Annotated in this window: 24 protein-coding genes; 2 read left to right on the top strand and 22 right to left on the bottom strand. The window is 49.5% G+C overall.

Annotated elements, in window-relative coordinates; translation table 11 throughout:
* Positions 1–2: 2 nt before the first annotated feature.
* The 16 genes from M3080_RS06585 to rpsB all read right to left on the bottom strand — a co-directional run bounded on the left by M3080_RS06585 (position 3) and on the right by rpsB (position 15,456).
* Positions 3–812: a TrmH family RNA methyltransferase gene (locus M3080_RS06585; RefSeq protein WP_249092409.1), complete on the bottom strand. Its 810-nt coding sequence runs from the start codon at positions 810–812 to the stop codon at positions 3–5.
* Entirely contained in the window at positions 787–1,410 is a 624-nt protein-coding gene (gene rnhB, locus M3080_RS06580) for a ribonuclease HII (protein WP_249092408.1), read from the bottom strand. The genes M3080_RS06585 and rnhB overlap by 26 nt, the downstream gene beginning before the upstream one ends.
* Positions 1,411–1,413: 3 nt before the next feature.
* The gene (gene lpxB / locus M3080_RS06575; RefSeq protein ID WP_249092407.1) at positions 1,414–2,553 is read right to left on the bottom strand and encodes a lipid-A-disaccharide synthase; all 1,140 of its coding nucleotides are present in this window, start codon (positions 2,551–2,553) and stop codon (positions 1,414–1,416) included.
* Between the two features lie 7 nt (positions 2,554–2,560).
* Entirely contained in the window at positions 2,561–3,358 is a 798-nt protein-coding gene (gene lpxA / locus M3080_RS06570; RefSeq protein WP_022473335.1) for an acyl-ACP--UDP-N-acetylglucosamine O-acyltransferase, read from the bottom strand.
* Positions 3,359–3,441: 83 nt separating this feature from the next.
* Entirely contained in the window at positions 3,442–3,891 is a 450-nt protein-coding gene (gene fabZ / locus M3080_RS06565; protein WP_022473334.1) for a 3-hydroxyacyl-ACP dehydratase FabZ, read from the bottom strand.
* A gap of 4 nt (positions 3,892–3,895) precedes the next feature.
* Positions 3,896–4,993, bottom strand: coding sequence for a UDP-3-O-(3-hydroxymyristoyl)glucosamine N-acyltransferase (lpxD, locus tag M3080_RS06560; RefSeq protein ID WP_022473333.1), 1,098 nt, complete (start codon positions 4,991–4,993; stop codon positions 3,896–3,898).
* Positions 4,994–4,996: 3 nt separating this feature from the next.
* On the bottom strand, positions 4,997–5,491 hold the full coding sequence (locus M3080_RS06555) for an OmpH/Skp family outer membrane protein (RefSeq protein WP_249092406.1): 495 nt from the start codon (positions 5,489–5,491) through the stop codon (positions 4,997–4,999).
* A 97-nt stretch (positions 5,492–5,588) separates the two neighbouring features.
* Positions 5,589–7,919: an outer membrane protein assembly factor BamA gene (gene bamA, locus M3080_RS06550; protein ID WP_249092405.1), complete on the bottom strand. Its 2,331-nt coding sequence runs from the start codon at positions 7,917–7,919 to the stop codon at positions 5,589–5,591.
* 26 nt (positions 7,920–7,945) lie between these two features.
* On the bottom strand, positions 7,946–9,298 hold the full coding sequence (gene rseP / locus M3080_RS06545) for an RIP metalloprotease RseP (protein WP_249092404.1): 1,353 nt from the start codon (positions 9,296–9,298) through the stop codon (positions 7,946–7,948).
* Positions 9,292–10,455: a 1-deoxy-D-xylulose-5-phosphate reductoisomerase gene (locus M3080_RS06540; RefSeq protein WP_249092403.1), complete on the bottom strand. Its 1,164-nt coding sequence runs from the start codon at positions 10,453–10,455 to the stop codon at positions 9,292–9,294. The genes rseP and M3080_RS06540 overlap by 7 nt, the downstream gene beginning before the upstream one ends.
* A 27-nt stretch (positions 10,456–10,482) precedes the next feature.
* Positions 10,483–11,382, bottom strand: coding sequence for a phosphatidate cytidylyltransferase (locus tag M3080_RS06535; RefSeq protein WP_249092402.1), 900 nt, complete (start codon positions 11,380–11,382; stop codon positions 10,483–10,485).
* Between the two features lie 2 nt (positions 11,383–11,384).
* A complete protein-coding gene (gene uppS, locus M3080_RS06530; protein WP_249092401.1) occupies positions 11,385–12,140 on the bottom strand; it encodes a polyprenyl diphosphate synthase in 756 nt (251 codons plus the stop codon).
* A gap of 15 nt (positions 12,141–12,155) precedes the next feature.
* Positions 12,156–12,716 carry a ribosome recycling factor gene (frr, locus tag M3080_RS06525; protein ID WP_249092400.1) on the bottom strand — a complete coding sequence of 187 codons (561 nt, stop codon included), beginning with the start codon at positions 12,714–12,716 and terminating at the stop codon, positions 12,156–12,158.
* 33 nt (positions 12,717–12,749) lie between these two features.
* The gene (pyrH, locus tag M3080_RS06520; RefSeq protein WP_249092399.1) at positions 12,750–13,478 is read right to left on the bottom strand and encodes a UMP kinase; all 729 of its coding nucleotides are present in this window, start codon (positions 13,476–13,478) and stop codon (positions 12,750–12,752) included.
* Between the two features lie 250 nt (positions 13,479–13,728).
* A complete protein-coding gene (gene tsf, locus M3080_RS06515; protein ID WP_249092398.1) occupies positions 13,729–14,619 on the bottom strand; it encodes a translation elongation factor Ts in 891 nt (296 codons plus the stop codon).
* 96 nt (positions 14,620–14,715) lie between these two features.
* Positions 14,716–15,456 (bottom strand): 30S ribosomal protein S2, encoded by a 741-nt coding sequence (rpsB, locus tag M3080_RS06510; RefSeq protein WP_022472493.1) that lies wholly within the window; start codon positions 15,454–15,456, stop codon positions 14,716–14,718.
* Between the two features lie 289 nt (positions 15,457–15,745).
* On the opposite strand from rpsB, the gene map reads away from it, so the two are divergent.
* Positions 15,746–16,549 (top strand): type I methionyl aminopeptidase, encoded by an 804-nt coding sequence (gene map / locus M3080_RS06505; RefSeq protein WP_249092397.1) that lies wholly within the window; start codon positions 15,746–15,748, stop codon positions 16,547–16,549.
* Between the two features lie 69 nt (positions 16,550–16,618).
* Here map and fabF read toward each other — a convergent pair whose 3' ends face one another.
* A complete protein-coding gene (fabF, locus tag M3080_RS06500) occupies positions 16,619–17,848 on the bottom strand; it encodes a beta-ketoacyl-ACP synthase II (RefSeq protein ID WP_022472491.1) in 1,230 nt (409 codons plus the stop codon).
* Positions 17,849–18,007: 159 nt separating this feature from the next.
* On the opposite strand from fabF, the gene M3080_RS06495 reads away from it, so the two are divergent.
* Positions 18,008–20,557: a [protein-PII] uridylyltransferase gene (locus M3080_RS06495; protein ID WP_249092396.1), complete on the top strand. Its 2,550-nt coding sequence runs from the start codon at positions 18,008–18,010 to the stop codon at positions 20,555–20,557.
* A gap of 39 nt (positions 20,558–20,596) precedes the next feature.
* Here the strand turns inward: M3080_RS06495 and M3080_RS06490 are convergent, their stop codons facing one another.
* The 5 genes from M3080_RS06490 to M3080_RS06470 all read right to left on the bottom strand — a co-directional run.
* A complete protein-coding gene (locus M3080_RS06490; RefSeq protein WP_249092395.1) occupies positions 20,597–20,995 on the bottom strand; it encodes a PepSY-like domain-containing protein in 399 nt (132 codons plus the stop codon).
* A gap of 30 nt (positions 20,996–21,025) precedes the next feature.
* Positions 21,026–21,757, bottom strand: a complete 732-nt coding sequence (locus M3080_RS06485) for an S-methyl-5'-thioinosine phosphorylase (RefSeq protein WP_249092394.1) — start codon at positions 21,755–21,757, stop codon at positions 21,026–21,028.
* A gap of 2 nt (positions 21,758–21,759) precedes the next feature.
* A complete protein-coding gene (gene ligA / locus M3080_RS06480; protein ID WP_428982293.1) occupies positions 21,760–23,850 on the bottom strand; it encodes an NAD-dependent DNA ligase LigA in 2,091 nt (696 codons plus the stop codon).
* A gap of 47 nt (positions 23,851–23,897) precedes the next feature.
* Positions 23,898–25,217, bottom strand: a complete 1,320-nt coding sequence (locus M3080_RS06475; RefSeq protein ID WP_249092392.1) for a hypothetical protein — start codon at positions 25,215–25,217, stop codon at positions 23,898–23,900.
* Positions 25,218–25,348: 131 nt separating this feature from the next.
* On the bottom strand, positions 25,349–25,914 hold a 566-nt coding region (locus tag M3080_RS06470), incomplete at its 5' end, for a YczE/YyaS/YitT family protein (protein WP_249092391.1).

The following is a 25,914-nucleotide window of genomic DNA, read 5'->3' as shown; positions in this document are numbered from 1 at the left end:
CACTATTTTAACGATTTCAAAGAAAGTCGGCGCCGTCTTAATTCAAAGAGACAGACAGCGGCGGCCGCGCCCACATTCAGCGACTCACAATCGTGTTCAATCGGAATATAAAGGCGCTGATCGGCGCAGGTAAGGGCTTCTTCGCTTAACCCCGGTCCCTCAGCCCCCATCATCCAGACGACATTTCCCTTTTCCCAATCGGCTGTCGCATAGAGATCAGATCCGCCTCGAGCATCAGCCGCTAAACGCTTGGCATCAAATGCACCGGCAAGCTCCCGCGGCTCAACATTTTCATAGATAGCCGCTGCAAAATGAGCACCCATGCCGGCGCGAAGCGCCTTGGGTGACCATAAGGCTGCCGTTTCACGATTGGCCACAATGGTTTTAACTCCTGCTGCGACGGCACTGCGAATAAGCGTACCGACGTTTCCCGGATCCTGCACGCCGTCCAAATAGAGCACATCCGTTTTTTGTGAAACGGGAAGCTCACGCTCAACAATAGCCACTTCAGCCATGATTCCCGCCCCGTGCTCCACAGGCGAAATCATGTCATAGAGACGGTTATCCAACACATAGCAGGGAACGCCTCCTCTGGCGTAGTTCTCAACAACATCACCCACTTCGTCACTGATGCCGCCGCTTCTTAGCAAAAGAGCTGCGGGCGTAATCCCTCTTTCTGCCATCGTCAGAAGAAGGTGAGCACCTTCAGCAAGTGTTGCCTTTTCCTTTTTTATGAAACGAGCGTTTTCGGCTAATTTTCGCCAACGCTTAAATTTCGGATTGGAATCACTTTGAATCAGTCGATAGTCCATCAATGACCTCTCTGACAGGAGCAAACGTTTTTCTATGAATGGGCGTAGGCCCATAAGCCTTCAGCGCTTTAATGTGTTCAGCTGTACCGTAACCCACATGATGCTCAAAGCCATATTGCGGATAAAGCTCGGCAATTTTGCACATATAACCATCACGGGTTGTTTTGGCAATAATGGAAGCCGCGGAAATCCACTCCACTTTATCATCGCCTTTGACTACCGCTTCAGACAGCCACTTCCACTTAGGCAACTTGTTTCCATCCACCTGAACAAAATCAGGTTCAACAGGAAGCTTTTCCACAGCCGACTTCATCGCTTCCAAGGTAGCCTGCAGGATATTGATTTTATCAATCACCTCAGGCCCCATCGCCGCCACAGACCAAGCCAGAGCCTTTTCTTTGATCTCTTCGGCGAGTTCATCACGCTTTTTCGCAGAAAGCTTTTTACTATCCCGCAATCCCTTAATCGGACGATTAGGATCTAAAATCACGGCTGCCGCGACAACGGGGCCTGCCAAACAGCCTCGCCCCACTTCATCAACGCCCGCAATCCTTGAGAATTGCTCCGGGGCAAATAAATCAAGATCGGATTCAGACATGGTTTAAGAACCGCAAACAGATGCAATGGCATCGCAAGCTAATTTCGGCGTATCACGCAATAAAGACTCATGCATAGCCGTAAAGCGATCCATCAGCCGACTGTCATCGCGTCTTTCATACTCATGCCACAGTGCATAAGCCAGTGTCTCAGCGCGGCAATAGTATTGAAGAATTTCAGGAACCAATCGTTCACCAGCCAAAATATTGGGCAGGCTCACAAAATCAATGATGCCTTTCTTTTGCATCAAAATACCGGTGATGCCGGGCATCGCATAACCCACCACCATCGGTCGTTTAAAGAGCGCCGCTTCTAGCGTAGCCGTACCGGAAGCAACCAAAATCGCATCGCTTGCCTGCATCACCGTATGGCTGTCAGAGCGGATAATCCGAGTGGCGGCTTTAGCTTTAGGGAAATTATTCAGAACGGCTTTAATCTGCTCTTCACGAGCTACATCAGCGGCCGGCACCAAGAAAATGGATCGTTTGTCAAATTGAAGAACTTTTTCACAGGCTCCGAAAAAATGAGGTCCACACCAAGCCACTTCTGCTTGCCGCGAGCCGGGTAAAACAGCAAATACCGGCCCCAAGGCGTCCACACCCAGTTTTTCTCTCGCAGCATCTTTGTCGGGGTGCATCGGAATTTCCCGAGCCAAGGGATGACCGATATAGGTCGATTCAATCCCCGCTTCATCCATCAACTTCTTCTCAAAGGGAAAGATGAGCAGCATATGATCAACTGCCCGCTTAATCTGATGGATTCTTTCAGGACGCCAAGCCCAAATGGAAGGACAAACAAAATGAATGGTTTTGAGTCCTTCGGCCCTTAAATACTCTTCAATAGACAAGTTAAAGTCGGGCGCGTCCACGCCAATAAAGGCGCGTGGAGAAAGTTGAGCGACGCGGCGCTTCATCTCGCGCCTGAGCTTTAAAAGGGAAGGAAGCTTTTTGAGAACCTCGACGTAGCCTCTCACCGAAAGGACACTGCTGTGATGCCAAGGCTCAAGACCGGCGGCAATCATACGATCGCCCCCGATTCCCAGCATGTGCTCACCCGGGTAAAGAGAAGCCACCTGAGGCAGAACCAATGAGGCGATGAAGTCGCCGGAGGTTTCTCCGGCGAGCCAAACAATGTCTTTAGCCATCAGTGCATTAAGCCTTCGGGCGAATAATGCCGCGTTCACTCGTGGCGATGAAGTCACGCATGAGCTGAAGTTCACGGGCGACTTGCGGATTATTGGTAATCAACACGTCGAGCACTTTAATGGCTTCAGGAATGCGAAGACCGTCACGGTAAATGGTCTTATAGGCTGCCTTAAACGCATTAAGCGCTTTCAGGTCGTAACCCGCACGGCGCAGACCCACAACATTCAAACCATGGGGCTCGGCAGGATTGCCGTTACAGATCACAAAAGGCGGAACGTCCATCACCAAGATGGAACCGCCGCCCACCATGGCTCCTTCGCCGATACGGCAGAATTGGTGCACACCGGCTTGACCACCGATAATGGCACGGCTTGCCACAATGGAGTGACCGGCTAAACCGACGTTATTGGCCAAAATCGTATCGTCACCCACGATACAGTCGTGGGCAACGTGGACATTAGCCATAAAGAGATTGCGGTTGCCGACCACGGTAATGCCGTGATCCTGAACGGTCCCTGTGGCGATCGTCACGTGTTCACGAATCACGTTGTCATCGCCAATCACCAAACGAGTATCTTCGCCTTTGTACTTTTTATCCTGGGGCTCACAGCCGATACTGGCATTGGGGAAAATGCGGTTGCGTTCCCCGATTTCTGTATTTCCCGTGATATTGACATGGGAAATCAGTACCGTACCCGCACCGATCTTCACCTTCGGTCCGACAACGCAAAACGGTCCGACAACAACGTCATCGGCCAATTGAGCGGCAGGATCGACTAAAGAGAAATGATGAATTTTTGCCATGATGGCTCGCCTCTATTCAGTTAATCGTTACCGGTCAGAGTAATGCTTGAGACCGGCGTTTGACGTCATGCGTCAAAGAAACATTAATCCATCTTGCGGCGGGCGCACATCATCGTGGCCACACATGCAACTTGGTCATCAACCATGGCCGTCGCTTCAAACTTACCGATACCGGCGCGGTCCTTCAAGAAGTGGCAATGAATCTTCAATTGATCGCCGGGCTGTACGACTTTCTTAAAACGGGCATTATCGATGCCGGCAAAGAAGTAAAGCGAGCCGTCATTGCGCTGCTCTTCAGTCAAACGGGCCAAGGCCAACACGGCGCAGGCTTGAGCCATGGATTCAATAATCAAAACACCGGGCATGACCGGACATTCCGGGAAATGGCCTTGGAATTGCGGTTCATTGGCCGTGATGTTTTTGATGACAACAGCCGTCGTCAAGTCGTCCGACACACTTTCCACACGGTCAATCAACAAAAACGGATAACGGTGCGGAAGATATTTCATAATATCTTGAATGTTGTATTTCATTTTCTTATTTTTCCTTTTGGTTGTCTTCTAATTTTGCCAAAGCCGCTTCAAGCGCTCTCAAGCGCTTACGCATCTCAGGCAAATGTTTAATCATTACAGCTGAGCGTTCAAACTCACGATTGGGCATCGCAGGGAAAAAGCCCATCATAAGTTTCGTATCATCCGGATAAGAAATCACGGTCGTTGCCGGCCCGATGGTCGCTCCGCTCGGAATCTTGATATGGCCGTTGATATTGGCTGCGCCACCGACAGTAACATGGTCACCCAACGTGGTGGATCCTGCCATGCTGGCAGCGCCTGCCATCACACAGTGTTCGCCCAAGCGGCAGTTGTGCGCGATCTGAATTAAGTTATCAACTTTGCTGCCTTTGCCGATCACCGTGTCATCAAGCGCACCACGATCGACAGCGGTATTGGCACCGATTTCCACGTCATCTTCAATTCGAACACTACCGATTTGCGGAATCTTCACCCACTCGCCTTCAAAGGGAGCAAAACCAAAACCGTCGCCACCGATCACGCAACCCGACTGCAGCACACAACGCGCCCCGATCGTGCAGTGATGATCAACGGTGACATTGGGATGCAGGCGCGTATCGTCCCCGATGACAGAGCCGACTCCTACCACACTGTTGGCGCCAATCCAAGCGCGCGCTCCAACCACTGCGTGATCTTCGATAACAGCACCGGCATCCACACGGGCTGTCGGATCAACTTTAGCCGTCACGGCAACGGAGGCATGAGGATGAATGCCACTTGCAAATTGATTTTGAAGTTTTTCGACGACTTGCAAGGCAAAAGCAAACCAGGCATAAGGATTGGGGGTGATGACCATCGCGCGCGGCGTTTCATCACCGTAAATAGCTTCCTTATCTTCTTTGCGAAGCACAATGACGCCAGCCTGGCAGTCTTTGACTTCATGAATAAATTTCGGATTAGCCAAAAATGCCACTTCGTCGGGTTTGGCGTGGCTTAATGCGCCGATACTTCTGACAGCCACCCCTTCATAAGGGCCGACCAATTCTTGAGCAAGGCGTCCAGCGCATTGCTGGCGCACCGCTTCCACGAGAACAGCAATCGGATAAGCAGTTCTTTGTGTCATAACTTATTTCCCCAAAGCTTTAATGACCTGATCGGTGATATCCACGTTCGGACCGACATAAACGGCCTCTTGAACGATCAAGTCATATTTTCCCTTGCGGGCGATGTCGCGGATAATTTCATTGCTTCGCATCAAAATTGACTGCAATTCTTCATTTCTGCGACGGTTTAAGTCTTCACGCAATTCACGTTCACGACGTTGCAGCGACCGTTCACGATCAGCCAACTTACGCTCTTCGGCCATCCGCTCGGTGTTACTCATTTTAGAGGCGCGCTTTTGATATTTTTCAACGTCAGCCTTAAGCGCTTTGGCCGATACAGATAATGACTTTTCTCGGGAAGCGAACTCCTTTTCAAGTTTCACTTGAGCCGACTGCGCCGCGGCACTTTCTCGAAGAATACGATCCGGATTCACCACCCCTATCTTAGTATCAGCTAGTGCCGATTGGGCCATCATCGCCAATGAAAGAATCGAGGCAAGAGCCAATTTTTTCAGCATATTTTCATGTACTCCATGTACGCTCAAGGGAAAGGCGGTCTTTAAACCCCTTTCCCCAGTATTTTGCGAACCCTTCCGTAAAGGTGATCAGGCTATGTTAGAAGCCCGTACCGATTTGGAATTGGAAGCGTTCGACTTCGTCGCCATCCTTGTCGTTGAGCGGCGCCGCGATACTGAACTTCAACGGGCCTAACGGCGAAATCCAGGCTACACCGACACCGACTGAATAACGCAAGTCAGACAGAGAAATATTCATCTTGTCTTCAACACGACCATTCTGTCCATAAGAATCGCCCCAAACCCAACCGCCATCGAGGAAGGTAAACCAACGAAGCGTGCGGTCGGCACCCGGCAATGGCATCAACATTTCAATGGAGAAGTTCAAAGAAGCATTACCACCAGCGCTATCACCCTCTCCACCAGATGAATTATCCTTCGGACCTAAGCTGGAATTTTCGTAGCCACGGACACTGCCGATACCACCAGCATAGAAGTTCTTAAAGAACGGGTATTCTTTACCGCCCCAGCTATCCCCGTAGCCGATTTCACCGTTAAACGCCAAGGTTAAATCACGCGTGACCGGCCAGTAATGTTGTAACTGGTAGCTAGCACGATAGTATCGAAGATCAAGTACTGGAAGCGTGACTTCACCAGAAATTCGTTGATAGGTACCGCGGGTCGGTGCCAAAGCGTTATCACGGCTATCACGAGACCAACCGATCGTGGCCGCTACAGCGTGAGGCGAATCTCCGAAATCTTCTACATACTGACTATATCGTCTCGGGGCTCCTGTGCCTGCGTCAACGATCGTATTTTCCCACTTGGCGCCCAAGAACACACGGTCGTATTCGGTAAACGGAATACCCCAGCTCACAGCCGCACCGCGAGTTTCGTATTCAAGGTCATCGGCCAAATCGAGCTCATCCATATCGACTCGACGATCGTACAAGTCAATTGAGCGCGAGATGCCTTCCGGTGTCACGTACGGTTCAGTCAAAGAAACAGCATAAGTACGGGAGCTATCTGACGTATTGACTTCAGCACTTAACGCTTTACCGGTACCGAAAATGTTGTTTTGAGCAAAACCGGCCGACAAAATCACACCGTCACTTGTGGAGAAACCCGCACCCAAGCTAATGGAGCCTGTCGGACGTTCTTTCACAACCACTTCCAAATCAACCTGGTCACGTGTACCCGGAACCGGTTTCGGATCGACGGTCACCGAATCAAAGAAACCTAAACGGTCAATACGGTCACGGGAAAGCTTCACCTTGTCGCTGTCAAACCAGGCCGCTTCATACTGACGCACTTCACGACGAATCACTTCGTCTTGCGTCTTGCTGTTGCCGGAAATATTGACGTGACGGACATAAGCCCGACGACCCGGGTCAATCGTGTAGACAATCTTTGCTTCATTGTCACCGGTAACGACAGGATTCGGACGAGCCGAAGCAAACGCGTAGCCGATGCTCGAGAGCTTATCGGTAATGGCCGTAGAGGTACGGTTAATGACTTCAGCGTTGTAAATGGAGCCTGTCTCAACTTCAATTAATTGTTGAAGTTCGTCTTGCAGACCCAACATATCACCGGTCAACTCGACACCGGAGACGTGATACTGCTCGCCTTCGGTGACGTTGATCGTGATAAAGATATCTTGTTTATTCGGGGCGATGGAAACCTGGACGCTGTCAACTTTAAAGTCCAGATAACCGTTATTGAGGTAGTACGAGCGAATCGATTCAATGTCAGCGGCAAGTTTTTCACGTGAATAGAGGTTGCTCTTCGTGTACCAGCTCATCCAACCCGATGGCGTGAGCTGCATCTGTTCCTGCAACTCTTCGTCATCCATCACACGGTTGCCGACAAAGCGGATGGATTCAATACTGGCCGCCTCACCTTCATCGACCACAATGGACAGTCTCACGCGGTTGCGATCCAGAGGCGTCACCGTTGTCTTAACGTCCACCCCATAGTAGCCGCGGGCCAAATACTGGCGGCGCATTTCTTGGTCAGCTCGATCCAAAGTCGCATGGTCAAAAATTCGACCTTCAGCTAAACCGACATCCCGCAAGCTCTGTTCAATGGCGGAATGGTCAAAAGCGCGAATACCCTGAGTGCTGATGGATGCAACTGCCGGACGTTCCTGAACTTGAACAACCAACACATTGCCATCGCGCTGCAAGCGCACATCACGGAATAGACCTGATCCATATAACGCATGAATGGCCGTATTGCCTTTAGCGTCTGTGAATTCATCGCCCACCTGAAATGGCAAGTGCGAGAGCACCGTGCCGGGCTCAGTACGGGCGATACCTTCAATGCGGATATCTTTAATGACAAAATCAGAGGCTGCCGCAAAAGCGACACCTGCAATCGACATGAGCGCCGTCACCACCGAGGCGCGCAATAGGGAAGATTTCAAATGCATTTTTTATAACGATTTGCTCGGATGGCCTATTGTATCAGCCTTATAAAGTCATTGGAAAGGGCTAAAGCCCCCAATGCCAAAACAATCAACAGTCCCACTTTCTGGCCAGCCTGCATCGCCCACTCGGGCAAAGGCCGGCCTCTCAGAATTTCAACCAAATAATACAGGAGGTGTCCCCCGTCTAACAACGGTATCGGCAGTAAATTCAAAAGGCCCAAACTGACCGAAATCATAGCCAAAAAGGATAAATAAACGCGCCAGCCCATCTGGGCGGTTTTACCCGCATAATCGGCGATGGTCACGGGACCGGTGAGGTTTTTCGTGCTGGCCTCTCCTGTGATCATTTGAACCACAGCCTTATACGTTGTCTTTGTAATTGAAATGGTACGGTCAACGCCAGCCATTAACCCATCAACGGGACCTTTGGAGATCCAAATCAAATTGGGCTTAATTCCAACGTTCACGCCAATAACCGGGCGCTCAACGAGATTACCCTTGCCATCGTCAACGGCGCGAACCTCCGGTCGAACAATCACCTCACGAGCTTGCCCCTTTTCATTTTGAAGTACCAAACGAATAGGGGTTTGGTCTTTATCCTTGATGTAATTGACTAGCTCCTGCACGGACAAACCGTAACGGCCGTCCGCACTCAAGACAACATCGCCATCCTTAATGCCAGCCTGAGCCGCCGGAGAATCCTTTTGAATATTAAAAAGGACTGGATAACCGTACCAAAGATTAATGCCCAGCTGAGTAAAGGGACTGGTGCTGTCTTCATCAATTTTGATATCTTTTAAATCAAAATCAACGGTAAAACGGGTACCTCCCCGATCCAGAACCAAGGGAACATTGGATTCACCGATATGTTCCAAAATCGCCCAGTTGAAATCTTCCAAGCCTTCGATTTTCTTGTCACCGAAACTGACCACTTGGTCAAGACGCTGAATTTGAAGTTGCGCGGCTTGTGATTGAGCAACCGGCGTATCCATGACCGGACGAATTTCCGGCTGACCGCTCCAAGCCATAATGGCATAAAAAATAATGGCCAAAAGAATATTGGCTATGGGACCGGCCGCAACGATGGCAAAACGCTTATAAACGGATTGACGATTAAAAGCTCGGTGAGCTTCCGCAGGATCTACCACCATCCCCTCTTGGCGCTCGTCCAACATCGAAACGTAGCCACCCAAGGGTAACGCAGAAATGCACCACTCGGTTTTGTCTCTGCCCAAACGTTTACTGAAAAGCTTGGGACCGAAACCAAAACTAAAAGTAAGAACTTTTACACCGCACAGTCTCGCAACAAGATAGTGGCCGAGTTCGTGAAATGTAATCAAAATGCCGAGCGCAACGGCAAAGGCTAAAAGGGCCGTTACCATTGAGCGATCACCTCACGGGTTTTGATTCTGGCTTCACGGTCTGCTGCCAAAACTTCTTCCAAAGACTTTGGAGCCGTAAGAACCATACTGTCCATCATTTGACGGCAGCTTCGCGCGATATCAAGGAAACGAATTCTGCGATCCAAGAATGCCTCAACGGCAATTTCATTGGCAGCATTTAAAACGATACTCGCCGCCCCGCCCATGCGCAAAGCTTCATAGGCGTATCCCAATTGGGGAAAGCGTTGGATATCGGGCGCTTCAAAAGTCACACTGCCCAAAGCGGCGAAATCCACTCGCTTGGCAAAACCATCGAGACGCTCCGGCCACCCTAACGAGTAGGCAATGGGCGTACGCATATCGGGCGCCCCCATTTGTGCAAGGATGCAGCCGTCAGCATATTGAACCATTGAATGAATCAAACTTTGCGGATGAATCACCACATCAATGCGATCGGGCGGAAAACCAAAGAGCCAGGACGCTTCAATCACTTCCAGTCCCTTATTCATCAACGTGGCGCTGTCAACACTGATCTTGCGCCCCATATTCCAAGTCGGATGGGCAACAGCATCTTCGGGTGTCACCTCGGTTAAATCCATGCGCTTTCTAAAAGGGCCGCCCGAAGCCGTCAGAATAAGCCGCGCGTTTTTTCTGTCTTCGTCACTGGCCGAAGTCAAGCACTGAAAGATCGCATTGTGTTCACTGTCAACAGGTAACAGTTCTGCACCATGCTCTTTGATGCTCTTCATCAAAAGCGCTCCGCCGCACACAACACTTTCTTTATTGGCTAACAGCAAACGTTTCCCGGCTCGCGCAGCCGAAAAAGTCGGCGCTAATCCCGCCGCTCCGACAATGGCTAAAACCGCAACATCGACTTCAGGCAAAGCAGCCAATCGCACCAAATCCGATTCCCCTGCCCATACTTCAATGTCGGTCAGTCCTCGAGTTTTAAGCGAAGAGGCTAAAACATCTTTTTTAGACTCATCGGCCACAAGAGCGATTCGGGGGTGATGTGATTCACAAAGACGGACCAATTCCTCCACTCGGCTATTGGCTGTTAAAGCGAAAACTCGATAACGATCTTTATAGTGCGACAAGACATCAAGGGTCGATCCCCCGATCGACCCCGTTGCACCGAAAATGGCAATATTCTGCATAACGGTTATTTAATCCAATCTACTCAATTAGCCGATTGTTCCCGAGAGAATCAATACGGTCAAAAGAAAACCGGCCGGAAGTGTCGGCATCATGGCATCAAGACGGTCATAAAAGCCGCCGTGACCCGGTAATAAATTACTGGAATCTTTGATGCCTGCCTGACGCTTCAAAGCACTTTCAAACAAATCCCCCACAATCGAAAGGGAGACCAAAATGAAAGCGGCAACAATCCAGGCCACAACCCCCATGGACTCAACGATCACACCGGGAATAGTATTCATCCAAGAGAAGAACCAGGCAAAGATAAGCCCTAAAATCATCACGCTCAACATGCCTCCCGCAACACCTTCCCAACTCTTTTTGGGGCTGATAGCCGGAGACATGCGGTGTTTACCGAAAGCCATGCCGGTGAAGTAGGCCATGATGTCAGCCACCCAAACAATGGCCAAAAGTGAAATCACCATGGTGATGCCAAAAGAGGCGTACATGGCCACAAAAGCCAACCAAGCCGCTGGAGGAAAGAATACGCCAGTTACACCGACCACCACTTTATTGACGGGCAAACCGGTATTTCTGGCAAAGAAAACGCGGATGGAGATACCGACCCAAAGCAACGTGATGACGGCAAGGTACATCACAAAAATGCCCGAAAGGTTGGCATAGAGCATTTGGTACTCACGGGCAGCCTGATCGATCATCTGCAAATCGAGATAAGCCAGATAAGTGAGCCCTGAAATAGATCCGCCGACAAGAATAGCGATGACTGCGGAGACGGCTGAACTTAAACCTGCCAGTTTCAGCCACTCCCACTGAGCGAGGATAAATGCGACGGCCATCACTCCGGCAAATTCAACAGGTCCTAACCAGTATGAGCCGATCAAAATCAGCAGTAAAACAATAGCCGTAATCACACGTTGCTTCAGCATCGTCACTCTCCGTGGCCGAGGGCTTTAATTTGTTCTCCGGTCATGCCAAACCGACGTTCACGGCCGGCATACCAATCAAGGGCCTCTTTGAGATCATTCTCATCAAAGTCAGGCCATAAACGAGGCGAGGCGTAGAGCTCAGCATAAGCCGCCTGCCACAAAATAAAATTACTAATGCGCTGCTCGCCCCCTGTGCGGATCATCAAATCCACGGGCGGCGCCCAATCGAAAGCTAAATTAGCATCCACCAATGCCTCGGTCACCCGTTCAGGTTCTTGGGCAATGGAAGGATCCTTGCGCAAAATATTTCGGAAAGCTTCCACGATATCCCAGCGGCCGCCATAGTTGGCGCAAATGGTCAGTGTCATGGTCTCACCATGAGCGGTCATGGCTTCACTTTCTTTAATGCTTTCTTGAATGTCTTTGGAAAATGCAGAAAGGTCCCCTGCGACACGAAGCTTAACGCCGTTTTCCCGCATTGCCTGAGCTTCTTTTTTAAGAGCTGTGGCAAACAGTCCCATTAAAGCATTGACTTCGTCGGCAGGACGTTTCCAATTTTCGCTGCTGAAAGCAAAAAGGGACAGATACCGCACGCCGCTTTGGGCGGCAGCTTCGATAACGCGGCGTACACTTCGCACACCACGCCGGTGACCTTCTGCACGGGGCAGAAAACGGCGCTGAGCCCAGCGGCCGTTTCCATCCATAATAATGGCGACGTGGCAAGGTGCCCCGCCGCCTTTTTGATTAGTTTGACTCATCGGGGCGGTTGCTGATTAAACCGTCATCACTTCTTTTTCTTTTTCGGCCACGCACTTATCGATGGCAACCACAAAGTTATCCGTCAACTTTTGGATTTCTTTTTCGGCGCGGGATTCATCATCCTCAGAAATTTCCTTAGCCTTCGTCAACTTCTTGATCTGTTCGTTTGCGTCACGGCGCAAGTTGCGCACAGCCACCTTGGCTTCTTCACCCAAATGACGAACGACCTTCGTCAATTCGCGACGACGTTCTTCAGTAAGCGGAGGAAGCGGTACACGGATCAGCATGCCAGAAGTTGCCGGATTCAAACCCAAATCAGACGAACGGATAGCCTTTTCAATCGGAGCCACCATCGTCTTTTCCCAGGGCTGAACCGTCAGCGTGCGAGCATCGGCAACGCCTACTTGAGCAACTTGATTAATCGGGGTCATCGTACCGTAATAGTCGACCATCACGTGATCGAGCAAACCGGTAGATGCACGGCCCGTACGGATCTTGATGAAATCTTCACGCAAGGTTTCCACCGTACGATTCATCTTATATTCGGTTTGTTTTTGAATTTCACTGATTGACATAAAAATCACTCCGTTGACGATTAGCGTCTCTGGTTAAGGGTTGTAGACCAAGGTACCTTCTTCTTCACCGCGGCAAACTCGGGCAATAGAGCCCTTCTTGCGGATATTAAAGACCTTGATCGGCAGATTCTGTTCGCGGCACAAAGCGAAAGCCGTAGCATCCATCACTTTAAGATCACGCTTGATCACTTCATCGAACGTGATGGTCTTATAGAACGTAGCATCGGGCACTTTCTTCGGATCAGCCGAATAAATACCGTCCACCATCGTTGCCTTAAGCACAATGTCAGCGCCGATTTCAGCACCGCGCAAAGCGGCTGTTGTATCGGTAGTGAAGTAAGGATTGCCGGTACCGGCCGCAAAAATCACAATACGGCCCTTTTCTAAATGACGCAACGCTTTGCCACGAATATAGGATTCTGCGATTCGCTCGATATTCAAAGCGCTTTGTACTCGAGCTTCAACGCCATTTTTACGCAATGCATCCTGAAGAGCCAACGCATTCATCAACGTGGCGAGCATCCCCATGTGGTCGCCTTGGGTGCGCTCCATACCGGTTGAACCTAAAGCCACGCCGCGGAAAATGTTACCGCCGCCCACGACGATGCCGATCTGCACTCCCATGTCGTAAGCTTCTTTAATATCTTCAACCGTTGATTGAATCGTCTCACGATTGATACCGAAGGCATCCGGTCCCATTAAAGATTCACCGGAGAGCTTCAAAAGCACTCGCTTGTACTTTACAGGCGTTTGTTCCGTCATTTATAGAACTCCTGAAAATAATTGCTCAGTCATAAGCGCACAACAAAGTGCGCTTGCGACTTCATGGCCGCAGGCGCATCGTTACCTACGCGTTAGTGCCATTTTAATGAAAAGCCTTACGCTTGGCATGAATAAACGCAAGAAAAAGGTATTCTTTTCAAAAAAAATGACAAAAAAAGACTCCCGACTGATTTACCCCAATCAAGGGAAGCGGGAGTCTTTTATTTTTGTTCAAAAGTGCCCTAAATAATTAGGCCTTTTGAGCAGCAGCCATTTGTTCAGCCACTTCAGCAGCAAAGTCGGTTTGCTTCTTTTCAATGCCTTCGCCGACAACGAAGAGCACGAAGGAGGCAATGGAAGCACCGTTTTGCTTGAGCAATTCGGCAACGCTCATCTTATCGTTCTTAACGAACGGTTGAGACAAGAGCGTGACTTCCTTCAAATACTTTTGAACCGTACCTTCGGCGATGCGTTCGAGCATGGCTTCAGGCTTACCGGCTTCGCGAGCCTTTTCAACAGCCACGCGACGTTCAGTGGCCAAGAGTTCCGGATCAACACCGTTGGCGTCCAAGGCCTTCGGCTTCAAAGCGGCGATGTGCATGGCGATGTCGTGACCGACTTCGTCATTGCCGCCGATCATATCAACGAGCACACCGATCTTGGAGCCGCCGTGCACGTATTGATGAAGCTTGCCTTGAGCTTCAATGCGCTTGAAGCGACGGAAGGTCATGTTTTCACCGATCTTACCGACCAAGCCCGTGCGGATGGCTTCCAACGTTTGACCGTTGACTTCCAAAGCGCCCAAAGCAGCGATGTCAGCCGGGTTCTTTTCAGCAACCAAGCGAGCAGCGTCAGCAGCCATTTGTTGGAATTCAGGATTCTTGGCAACGAAGTCCGTTTCGGAGTTCACTTCGAAAATGGAACCGAGCTTGCCGTCTTCAGCAATGTAGATGCTCACGACACCTTCAGCAGCGATACGGGCGGCAGCCTTGCTAGCCTTGTTGCCAAGCTTGACGCGAAGAATTTCTTCTGCACGAGCCATGTCACCATCGGCTTCGGTCAAGGCCTTCTTGCATTCCATCATCGGAGCGTCGGTCTTGACGCGCAATTCTTTAACCATAGCGGCAGTAATAACGGCCATGTATTTCTCCAGTAGAGTTTGGTTTGTGAATTTCAAAAAGGGGCGAGGCATTGACTCAACTCCTCGCCCCGAAAAAGAAAACGCTATTGAAGTTTATTAGGCTTCTTCAGCAACTTCAACGAATTCTTCTTCACCGGCGACTTCCTTCAAGCCTTCTTCGCTATCTTGACGGCCGGACAAAATGGCGTCAGCCATTCCGGAGGCGTAGATGGAAACGGCCTTGGCCGAATCATCGTTGCCAGGGATAACATAGTCGATGCCGAGCGGGCTGCAGTTCGTATCCACAACACCGATCACGGGGATGCCCAACTTGTTGGCTTCTTGAACGGCAATCTTGTGATAGCCGACGTCAACGATGAACAAAGCATCGGGCAAGCTTGTCATATCCTTGATACCACCGATGGAGCGGTTCAATTTTTCAACTTCACGGGTGAAGTCGAGAGCTTCCTTCTTGGTCATCTTTTCCAAGCCGCCGTTGGCGATGGTTTCTTCCATGTCCTTCAAACGCTTGATCGTGAGCTTCACGGTCTTGAAGTTGGTGAGCGTGCCGCCCAGCCAGCGTTGATCAACATAGCAGCAACCGGCGCGTTGAGCTTCGGCAACGATCGTGTCACGACCGCCGCGCTTGGTGTCAACGAACAGGACCTTACCGCCCTTGGCAGAGAGTTCGCGAGCGAACTTAAGGGCTTCTTCAAACTTCACAACCGTCTTTTCGAGGTTGATGATGTGAATCTTGTTGCGGGCGCCGAAAATGTATTGACCCATCTTCGGATTCCAGAAGCGAGTTTGGTGACCGAAGTGGCAACCGGCTTCGAGCATTTCGCGCATGCTAACCATGATAATTTTTTCCTTCTAAGGTTTCATTCTGACAACGCGCCGCTATTTTGCGGACCGATCATCTGTTCAGACAATTGCGGCCAAATGGCAAAACAACCGTTAGATGACGCGTTGCGCTATTAGAGCTTCCCGAAAATAAAAAAGCCGAGCAAGCGGACGGAAAGCCAAAAAACCGCTTCTCGACACGAAAAAAATTAGCTTTTTTCGCACAGCTCGCTATTATATGCGAAATCGGCTTGAAAAAAGCAAAAAATTCTCAATATTTTTAATAAGTAAGAAAAGATTCACCATGGCTATTGTCATTAAAACCGCTGAGGAAATCGAAGGCATGCGCAAGGCCTGCCGATTAGCCAGCGAAGTTCTTGATTTTATTGAACCATTTGTCGTCCCCGGTGCAAAGACAATCGACCTTGATCAACGCATGAACGACTTCATGCTCGCTCACGGTGCAAAGTCGGCCTGCTTAGGGTACGCCCCCAAAGGCTTCACACCCTACCCGGGTTCGACCTGCATTTCCGTCAACCATGTTGTCTGTCACGGTATTCCCTCAGAAAAAACACTGAAAAAGGGCGACATTGTCAATATTGACGTAACCGTTATTCTGGACGGCTTTTACGGTGATACGAGCCGCATGTTTATGGTGGGCAATAAAATTTCCGTCTCTGCACGCCACCTGGTTGAAGCCACTTATGAGTGTATGTGGCGAGGAATCGCAGCGATTGCTCCGGGGCGTCCTTTAAACGATGTCGGCATTGCCTGTGAAAAAGTGGCTCGCGCCGAAGGCTTGTCTGTTGTTCATGAATACGGTGGTCACGGTGTGGGACGCAACTTCCACGAAGACCCCTTTGTTTGCCACTACAACACTCAGGACAACCGTGTCATTATGAAACCGGGCATGATTTTCACGGTCGAACCAATGCTCAACGCCGGTCGCCGCCAAATCTCCGAACTCAATGACGGCTGGACCGTGGTGACGGCTGACCGCAGTCTTTCCGCTCAGTGGGAGCACACGGTATTAGTCACGGAAACGGGGTACGAAGTACTCACCCTTTCCGATGGATATCCTCCGATCCCCGACTACATTAAGCGCTAATCGTATAACAAACCGGCCGCCCGAAATAATCCGAGCGGCCGATTTGTTTGGGGGGTGACTCCTTTTTGCTTAATCCAATTTCTTAAAGATAAGACTTCCGTTTGTGCCGCCAAAGCCAAATGAATTCTTCATGGCGTAACGAATTGTCTTTTCACGAGCCTCATTAGCGCAGTAATCTAAATCACATTCAGGATCCGGATTTTCAAGGTTAATAGTCGGCGGAATAACTTGATTGTGCAGTGCCAAAACCGTTAAAACCGATTCCATGCCGCCCGCTCCGCCAAAAAGGTGACCGATCATTGATTTCGAAGAGCTGATCACAAGTTCTTTAGCGTGTTCACCAAATACTTCTTTAACGGCTTTTGTTTCGTTAGCGTCACCCAAAACCGTTGAAGTACCGTGAGCATTCAAATAATCAATATCCTCAGGACGAATACCGGCCTGATTAATGGCCATTTGCATGCAATAGGAAGGACCTTCGGTATTGGGCGTGGTGATGTGATGCGCATCGGCGGTCAAGCCGTAGCCCACCAATTCAGCATAAATCTTCGCGCCGCGAGCCACGGCATGGTCATAGTCTTCAAGAACCAAGACGCCCGCGCCTTCGCCGAAAACAAAACCATCACGGTCTTTATCAAAAGGACGGGAAGCGTGAGCGGGATCATCATTGCGGCGAGACATGGCATGCATGCTGTCGAAACCGGCCATCGACAAGGCGCAAATCGGAGCATCGGTGCCGCCCGCAATCATCACGTCGGCATCGCCGCGCTTAATCATCCACGCGGCTTCGCCGATACTGTGTAAACCCGTCGAACAAGCGCTCACATGAGCCATGTTCGGACCTTTAAAGCCAGTCATGATGGCAAGCTGTCCGGACACCATGTTAATGATGCAGCCGGGAATCAAGAAGGGAGAGACTCGGCGAGGACCGCGATCCAAAAGCGTCTTGTGATTGTCGGTAATCATCGGAATGCCGCCGATGCCGGATCCGACCGCACAACCTATACGGCGAAGATTTTCATGTTCACAATCCAAACCGCTGTCACGAATGGCTTGAAAAGCCGCCGCAATCCCAAAATGAATGAAACGGTCAAAACGTCTGGCTTCCTTGATAGGCATATAGGGAGAGACATCAAAATCTTTTACTTCTGCAGCAATTTGGCAGCCAAACTGAGAGGCATCGAAACGAGTCACCGGCCCAACGCCGCTTGTCCCCTTAAGAGCGTTTTCCCAAATTGTTTGGACATCATTGCCGATTGGGCACACTGCCCCCAATCCTGTTACAACAACCCGACGCATAAAACATTTCCCATCATAAAAATTAAATACACAAGCGATCGTCGGCCTCCGATACAGCCAACGAACCTAAATCGCATTGATGGTAACAAAACAAAAGTCTGTTGGGGATCACCTATTTTGGCTAAACTTCAAGGATAAAAGTCTATTTCAGGCACCCTCATGACAAATTGCATTGAAAACTTTAAAAACCTCTCTGCTCAATTAGGTCAGCGTTTTTTACAAGATGGCCGGGTCAGCAACTATCTAAGAGGACACACGGCCGCTGCCGACGAGTGCATTAAACAACTCGCACAATCAGAAGGCATTTTTGGCCGCGTTGCTCTGGTTGCCTTGGGCGGGTACGGTCGGCGGGAGCTCTTTCCCTATTCCGATCTGGATGTCATGGTTTTGCTGGAACAAAATCCCGATCAAGAAACGGCCGAGAAAATCGAGCGTTTTCTGATGAAGCTTTGGGATATGGGACTTACGGTCGGCAGCAGTGTCCGAACCATTGAAAGTGCTCTTGAGGAAAGCGCTAAAGATATCACTGTGCAAACCGCTCTTTTGGAGGCCCGCCTGATAGAAGGCGATCTTCTTTTATTTGCGCGGCTACAGAAAGAATTTTTCAGTCAAATGGATGCGGCGGGCTTTTTCAGAGCTAAAGCGCTTGAATTGCGCCAACGCCATCAAAAGCATGAAGACACCCCCTACTCACTTGAACCCAACGTCAAGGAAAGCCCGGGCGGACTGCGCGATCTGCATATGCTTTTTTGGTGTTCGCACGCCGCCGGCATGGGCGCAACGCCCGAAGAAATGCTTGCCGCGGGCACTATTTCAAATCAAGAGGCCGATAAATTAAAAGAAGTCCATCACGCGCTCAAATCGTTCCGAATTTACCTTCATTTAATTGCCGGGCGCCATGAAGACAGATTGATTTTCGATTTGCAAACGGCACTGGCTCAAGCAGCTGGCTATAAAGACACCGAACATCAGCTTGCAAGCGAAGCATTGATGAAACGCTACTATTTGACCGCTAAATCGGTTCGTCAATTAACTGACATCTTCATGCAGATGTTTGAGGACAAGTTCTATGACGAAGGCTATGTTCAAGAAACGGTCATTGACAGAACCTTTATCGCACGAGGCTATACTCTGGACATCACTCACGAGGGCGCTTTCAGAGATGATCCCAATGCCATTCTCAGAGCCTTTTACCTACTGGAGAGTTCCGCGCCGCTCAAACGCTTGAGCGTTTCACTTTTACGAGAATTAATGAGCGCTCGTGAATTAATTGATGAACGATTCCGGGATGATCCTGCCAATAAGGCCATGTTTATGCAGATTCTTAAAATGCCTCATGGCGTCAGTCATGCGCTGCAGGATCTTAATCAATGGGGCATATTAGGACTGTTTTTACCGGAATTTCAGCACATCGTCGGTCAAATGCAGCATGACCTCTTTCATACCTACACGGTTGATCAACACACCATGCGTGTTGTGCGAAATATCCGCTACTTTACCCGAAGCGAATACGCTCACGAGTACCCCATTTGCACACGTTTAATGCAAGGCATGAAAGACAATTGGCGTTTGGTTTTAGCCGCTCTTTTCCACGATATCGGCAAAGGGTTGGGAGGGCATCACGAAAAGGCCGGGGCGAAAATTCTCCAAGCCTTTTGCGATCGTTTCAGTATTGATCAAGAAACCACGGATTATTTGGTTTTTCTTGTTCGTGAACACTTAACAATGAGTCTTGTTGCTCAAAAGCAAGATCTCTCTGACCCGGATGTTATTAAGCGCTTTGCTCAAATTGTCCAAACAGAAGATCGTTTAAACGGACTGTTTCTGCTCACCGTCTGCGATATTCGCGCCACCGGCCCCAAAGTCTGGACACAATGGAAGAGCCAACTGCTTCAAGACCTCTATTGGCAAACCTTACCGCTTGTCCGCCAAGGCGGTGCCCCGGACAGAGAATCGCTTTTGCTTCAAAGACAAAAAGAAGCCGGTGAAATGATCGTTAAGGCTGGGGTGACGCCAAAGAAAATCGAAGCCATCTGGAAAACGCTCACGCTTCAGTACTACCTCCGGCATACTGCCGAAGGCATTGCCTGGCAAACCATTTCGTTAGCCAAAGTGTTTCCGACTGATGAGCCTTTCGTGGCCACGCGCATACTGCCTCAAAACGCCGGTATCGAAATTCTTGTCTACACCCCTGACCGAACCGGCCTTTTTGCCAGTATTTTGGGATTCTTGCAAAAGAAACGTTTCTCGGTTTTGGATGCAAGAATTTACACAACACTGGATCATAAAGCCTTTAATACGTTTGTCGTCAGCGATAACGGAGGCAGAGACATCGGCGAACTCAATGAAAAATTAGCCGACGAACTCACCGAATGGTTGTCGAATCCTCGTGAGCTGCCAAAAACAAAACCCGGAAAACTTTCCCGCCGCTCGCGCCATTTTCCGCTTCAGCCTCTCGTTAATATCGAGGCCGATGAATCGGGTAAAAATTATCTGCTCTCTATCACTTGCATGGACCGAATCGGATTGTTATTTGATATTGCAACAATATTAAATAAATATCATGTTAATCTTCAAACTGCGAAAATTATGACGATGGGCGAACGTGTGGAGGACGTCTTTTTGATTGATGGCGAAGCGCTCAAGGATATCCCTACCACGGTTGCCATTGAAAAGGATTTATTGGAGGTGCTGACACCCGAGTTATGAGTAAAGAGGCTGGAGAAAACTTCCAGCCTCAATTCAGACTTATTCGTGTATTTCCACGTTGTGATAACGATTTCTGAATTTCAATCCCACATCCCAGACAACACCTTTGGGAGTGGTAATTTTGTTAGCCCCTAAAACTTCAGCTCTAGCCCACTTTTCGTGGATTTGTTTTAAAACAGGAGCCGGGATTTTATCGGCTGAGACATCCTCCTTGGAAGAAATCAATTGCCCGTTTTCCCGATAAAGCGCTTTGATTTCCGCTTGTCCCAATCTGGCTTCAACCTCATAGGCATTCTCATCGTCCTCAAAATCCCATTCCATAACTTGTGCTGAAGGATACTGTTGGGCAAATGCGGTTTTCACTTCGGCCGGAACCATTGAAGCGGAAATACTTCCGGCCCAAGCGCAGGAAACACCGAGACCTAAAATTAAAGCCATAGAAAAATTTCTTAATTTCATTTTCGCCTCTCAGAAATTATTGGCTGAAACCAAGACGCCGAGCAAATTCACAAGTGACTTCACAGAGTGATTCATATTGGCCTTAATAGCTTCAAAATCCAAAGCCCCTTCAACCAAACCGGCCGCCCAATTGACACTAAAGCAAACCATCGCGTAACGAAGCCCAAGCTCTCTGGCCAAGGCGGCTTCAGGCATCGCCGTCATCCCAACCATGTCGCAGCCGTCCATGATCATCCGTCTGACTTCTGCCGCTGTTTCAAGGCGCGGGCCCTGCGTGCAAGCATAAGTTCCACGATTGTGAACAAAGATCTTGGCACTTTGGGCCGCACCCAAAATAGCCTGACGCACGGATTCATCAAACGGATTGGTGAAATCAATATGCGTCATCGGCATACCGGCTTCACCCCAATACGAGCTTTCCCGACCAAAGGTGTAATCAACAATCTGATCAGGAACCGTAAAGTGCCCGGGGGCATTTTCCGCCGCCATTCCACCAACCGATCCCACGGCAACAACCGTCTTTACACCGAGTTCCTTCAAAGCCCACATTTGAGCGCGATATGGAATTTGGTGCGGAGCCAAATGGTGGTCTTTCCCATGACGATGCAAAAGAGCAACTTCTTTGTTTTCCATCAGACCAACGTCTAATTCGACTTCACCAAACGGTGTCTCGACAGTCTTTGTTTTGACATCAACGAGTTCGAAATGTTCAAAACCGCTACCAACGATCAAACCTAACATGATTATTGTCCTTTCAGCAGCTCAAGCATCTGCGCTTCATCAATTATGGTTACACCCAAAGCTTGAGCCTTTTCTAATTTACTGCCGACCTCAGCCCCCGCAACGACATAGTCGGTTTTCTTGCTGACACTGGAAGCAACCTTGGCGCCTTGTGCTAATAGAAGCGCTTTGGCTTCTTCACGTCCCATGTTGGGAAGCGTACCGGTGAGCACAAAAGTCTTACCTGAGACTTTTTCATTGACCGCAACCGCTTCAGGCGTTGGCCAATGCACACCCTCGGCAAGCAATTCACCGATGACTTCTCGATTATGTGACTCTTCAAAAAAGTGAATAATGGACTGCGCGATAACCTCTCCAACATCATTGACTTGTAAAAGAGCATCCGCGTCAGCCTGCATTAATTTATCGAGGCTTCTGAAATGCGAAGCCAAGTCTCTTGCCGTACTTTCACCGACATGGCGAATTCCCAAAGCGTAGATAAAACGAGCAAGCGTTGTCTCTTTACTTTTTTCTAAGGCTGCCAATAAGTTAGCCGCGCTCTTTTTACCGAAACGATCCAGTGACAACAGCTTTTCGTCAGTGAGCTTATAAAGATCGGCGGGCGTTTTTATGAGTTCGGCCTCAAGCAGTTGATCAATGACCTTTTCTCCCAAGCCGTCAATGTTAAGCGCCAAACGTGAGGCAAAATGAACCAACGACTCTCTTCTCTGAGCCGGGCAGAAAAGACCGCCCGTGCATCGGGTATCTTTTTCCTCTTCATCCCGGAAGGTTTCCGAGCCACATACGGGACAATGATCGGGCATCACAAAATCACGTTCTTTTCCTGTGCGTCTGTCGGATAACACGCGAACCACTTCAGGAATGACGTCGCCAGCCCGTCTGACAACCACCGTATCGCCGATCTTAAGTCCTAGTTCGGCAATAAAATCTTCGTTATGAAGTGTGGCATTTGAAATCGTCACGCCACCGACAAAAACAGGCTTAAGCCGTGCAACCGGCGTTAGCTTCCCGGTGCGCCCCACCTGCACATCAATATCTTCGACGCTTGTCATCGCCTCTTCAGGAGGGTATTTGTGGGCACACGCCCAACGCGGCTCGCGAGAAATAAAACCCAATTCATTCTGCTGAGCCAAATCATTGACTTTATACACGACCCCATCGATCTCAAAAGGCAGGCTCTGACGAATCGACTTCACCCAATCGTGAAATTCAGCCAGTGCCTTCCAGCCCTTAACGACACGGCGCTCTTTAGCAACAGGGAAACCCCATTTTTCGAGCTTATCCAAAATGCCGCTATGGGTAAGGGCAACGGCGGCGCTCACTTCTCCCAAACCGTAGGCGTAAAACGAAAGTTTCCGTTTAGCGGTTACTTTGGGATCCAATTGACGAAGGCAGCCGGCCGCGGCATTTCTGGGATTCACGAACGGTTTCAAGCCGTCAAGCCGCTGCTCGTCATTGAGACGCTCAAAGTCGGCCTTATGCATGATGACTTCACCACGCACCTCAAGGATATCCGGCACCCCCTCTGGCAAATGAAGCGGAATCGTTCGAATGGTTTTAACGTTGGCCGTGACATCTTCACCGACAAGCCCATCTCCGCGTGTAGCGGCCGAGACCAAAATCCCTTTTTCATAGCGAAGATTCATGGCTAAACCGTCAAACTTCAGTTCGACATCGTAGGCCACATCATCGTCTGTCTCACCTAATCCCAAGCCCTTTCTTACCCGCTCATCAAAGGCTTGCGCTCCCTGCGCTTCAAAGTCCGTTTCGGTGTGAATTGAGAGCATAGGAACCGCGTGACGAACTTTAGCCAAATCACTGCGCGCTTCTCCGCCCACTCGTTGAGTCGGCGAGGCAGGCGACTTTAAATCCGGGAATTGCTTTTCAAGTTCAGAAAGCTCTCTGAAAGCTTTGTCGTATTCACTATCAGGAACGCTTGGTGCATCGAGCACATAGTACTCATAGTTCCAACGTTCCAGATCTTTTTCGAGCGCACGCACACGAGCGGCCGCAGCCTGATGATCTAGCTTATCGTCGTTTTCCGGAAAATCGTCAAATAAACTCAAAGTGGCGTTTGATTGTTTTTCAGTCATAAGAGCGAAAAGAGCGACCTTCAAGGCCGCTCCCTTTCTTAAGTGTGTTAATCACGAGTAAAGAGCACTCGGGCGCGGGGGCTACCCGGTTCAATGTTGGCTTTGATCATTTCACCGTAGTACTTCTTTAACTGATGATTGATGGATTGGGCCGACTCGGTATTGATCGCACGGTCACGCGAGTCTTGAAGCTGCAGATTCAAGCGGGCGCACAAATCGTTGGCAACGCTAAAAAGAGTGCGAAGCGGATTGGAATCGGGTTGCGCCAACGGTGCATCCAAAGCGAGCGTCAAATAGCGGCGGTCAAAATCGTCGTGCGTAAGGAAAATGGTGGCCGAAGCGATGTCTCGAACACTGCCCAAGAAATAGCGCACAGGATTAAGTTGTGTGAAGCCGGCAAGGCGCGCGGCTTCAGCCACATCGTTGGGATTGAGCGGTTCTTTAGAGGCCATCACAAAATTCAATTGCACGTCCAAACGCAGCACATCGTTATAAAGTTTCTGAGCCCGTTTGACGATCTCGTGCGTGGCTTCCGTATCGCTATCGGCTTCAAGCGCAATACCGATTTGCTGAACCGTAATCACAAAACGACTTGCATCCATTTCATTGATGCAACCTTGACGGTTTGCCAACAAAAGCACAACCGCCAATTCATTGTAACGACCAACGGCGCTCGGCTGATACCAGCGCTTATTGTCCACTCGACGAACATAAATGCGAAGAGCCAGCCCCAACTTTTGAAGGGTTGCCACCATTTCCATCATCTTGGCCCCTTCAATCGGACGAACCGACTGAACCATGCCGACCGTTTCGGTTACTTCATCGTACTTAAACCGTGCCAAGCCTTCTTTCGGGAAAGCCGTCGGCGCAACAACGGGTTCTTCTTTATCTTTCTCTGTTGGTTTAAGCTCTTCTGCTGGCTTGGCGGGCGAGTCGAAATTAAGAGATTCTTGAGTCGCTTCATGCGTGTCTTTGGGAGACTCTTCCTTAGCCGATGCTTTCGGAGCAGCCGTTGAAACCATCGGTGTCACAACAGCAGCAGCGTTAGACACTGGGGTTTGATTTTGAGCGGGTTTGAGCTGAATTTCTGAGGCAGCCGGCACATCATGATCTTTGACATCAACGACATCAAAAGAGCTTTCCGACAGCGCTTCGTCCCCTTTTAGCTGTGAGACAAGATCTTTCTGATTGTTCTCGCGCATCGGCGGTCGGATTTGGGTCATCCGCTGATATATTTCATCTCTGGATTCTTTACTTAAACCGACTTTGCTTTGGTCATTTTTCTTGGCTTCCATTCTGGACCATAAAAACAAGCCCACTAAGATCACGGCCGCGCCGATCACCAGAAAAAGAACTGTTTCATTCATAAAAAACCTCAAAAGCGCAACGCTCGCGCGAAAGCGTTCCCGAAAAAAACTCTTCGGAAAAATCTGTCAATACAGTCTGTTATTTTAGAACAAGGTACCTGTTCTTTTCAGCTTTAATGCGAATAAATTTTTTAGTCAATCGGACGATGCTTCGGAAAAAGTCTTCCCCAGACTTTCAGAAACTGTTTGGCGATCGGACCGGAACAAACCGCAGTAATCAAAGTCCCTTCGCGAATACCCAAAATGGTTCCAAAAACCAAAAGCGAGAGAATGGCCGCGCTTGCGAGCAAAAATAAATCAACCGTCATGCGAAGTGTTCCAAAAGAGCCACCCCATCGATTCATAACAGCCAACACAAATCCTTCCGGCGGCAAAATGGCCAAACGGGCAAACACCATGGATGCGATACCAAGGCCGGTTAAGGCACTGCCCGCAAAAGCCATTAAAACTTGCTTAATATAGTTTTGCGGAACAACATGAGCGCTAATCCATAAAGCCACATCAAAAATCATCCCGAACACAAAACAAATCGGCAACTGACGCAACGCTTTTTGAAAAATATTTTTGTGATCAACGGCTACTTGAAGGATAAAGAAAAAGACATTGCTAAACAACTCCCCTCTGAAGAGGGAAGGTTTCTTTTGACCAAGTGCAAGCTCTTTTACCCGCTCCCATTGAGAATCTCTTCTCAATGGGA

It is taken from the genome of Parasutterella secunda, from assembly GCF_023336895.1.
In the GTDB taxonomy this organism is placed as follows: Bacteria; Pseudomonadota; Gammaproteobacteria; order Burkholderiales; family Burkholderiaceae_F; genus Aphodousia; species Aphodousia faecalis.
Note: the sequence above shows the minus strand (reverse complement) of the source record. Positions and strands in the feature narration are given on the sequence as shown.

Coding starts and splice junctions, on each gene's coding strand:
- M3080_RS06495 (WP_249092396.1), top strand. CDS start 18,008: ATGACAAATTGCATTGAAAACTTTAAAAACCTCTCTGCTCAATTAGGT.
- lpxD (WP_022473333.1), bottom strand. CDS start 4,993: ATGACACAAAGAACTGCTTATCCGATTGCTGTTCTCGTGGAAGCGGTG.
- M3080_RS06540 (WP_249092403.1), bottom strand. CDS start 10,455: ATGCAGAATATTGCCATTTTCGGTGCAACGGGGTCGATCGGGGGATCG.
- M3080_RS06585 (WP_249092409.1), bottom strand. CDS start 812: ATGGACTATCGACTGATTCAAAGTGATTCCAATCCGAAATTTAAGCGT.
- uppS (WP_249092401.1), bottom strand. CDS start 12,140: ATGAGTCAAACTAATCAAAAAGGCGGCGGGGCACCTTGCCACGTCGCC.
- rseP (WP_249092404.1), bottom strand. CDS start 9,298: ATGGTAACGGCCCTTTTAGCCTTTGCCGTTGCGCTCGGCATTTTGATT.
- M3080_RS06490 (WP_249092395.1), bottom strand. CDS start 20,995: ATGGCTTTAATTTTAGGTCTCGGTGTTTCCTGCGCTTGGGCCGGAAGT.
- pyrH (WP_249092399.1), bottom strand. CDS start 13,478: ATGACGGAACAAACGCCTGTAAAGTACAAGCGAGTGCTTTTGAAGCTC.
- M3080_RS06555 (WP_249092406.1), bottom strand. CDS start 5,491: ATGCTGAAAAAATTGGCTCTTGCCTCGATTCTTTCATTGGCGATGATG.
- map (WP_249092397.1), top strand. CDS start 15,746: ATGGCTATTGTCATTAAAACCGCTGAGGAAATCGAAGGCATGCGCAAG.
- M3080_RS06475 (WP_249092392.1), bottom strand. CDS start 25,217: ATGAATGAAACAGTTCTTTTTCTGGTGATCGGCGCGGCCGTGATCTTA.
- M3080_RS06535 (WP_249092402.1), bottom strand. CDS start 11,382: ATGCTGAAGCAACGTGTGATTACGGCTATTGTTTTACTGCTGATTTTG.
- rnhB (WP_249092408.1), bottom strand. CDS start 1,410: ATGTCTGAATCCGATCTTGATTTATTTGCCCCGGAGCAATTCTCAAGG.
- ligA (WP_428982293.1), bottom strand. CDS start 23,850: ATGACTGAAAAACAATCAAACGCCACTTTGAGTTTATTTGACGATTTT.
- frr (WP_249092400.1), bottom strand. CDS start 12,716: ATGTCAATCAGTGAAATTCAAAAACAAACCGAATATAAGATGAATCGT.
- tsf (WP_249092398.1), bottom strand. CDS start 14,619: ATGGCCGTTATTACTGCCGCTATGGTTAAAGAATTGCGCGTCAAGACC.
- lpxB (WP_249092407.1), bottom strand. CDS start 2,553: ATGGCTAAAGACATTGTTTGGCTCGCCGGAGAAACCTCCGGCGACTTC.
- fabZ (WP_022473334.1), bottom strand. CDS start 3,891: ATGAAATACAACATTCAAGATATTATGAAATATCTTCCGCACCGTTAT.
- bamA (WP_249092405.1), bottom strand. CDS start 7,919: ATGCATTTGAAATCTTCCCTATTGCGCGCCTCGGTGGTGACGGCGCTC.
- fabF (WP_022472491.1), bottom strand. CDS start 17,848: ATGCGTCGGGTTGTTGTAACAGGATTGGGGGCAGTGTGCCCAATCGGC.
- lpxA (WP_022473335.1), bottom strand. CDS start 3,358: ATGGCAAAAATTCATCATTTCTCTTTAGTCGATCCTGCCGCTCAATTG.
- M3080_RS06485 (WP_249092394.1), bottom strand. CDS start 21,757: ATGTTAGGTTTGATCGTTGGTAGCGGTTTTGAACATTTCGAACTCGTT.
- rpsB (WP_022472493.1), bottom strand. CDS start 15,456: ATGGTTAGCATGCGCGAAATGCTCGAAGCCGGTTGCCACTTCGGTCAC.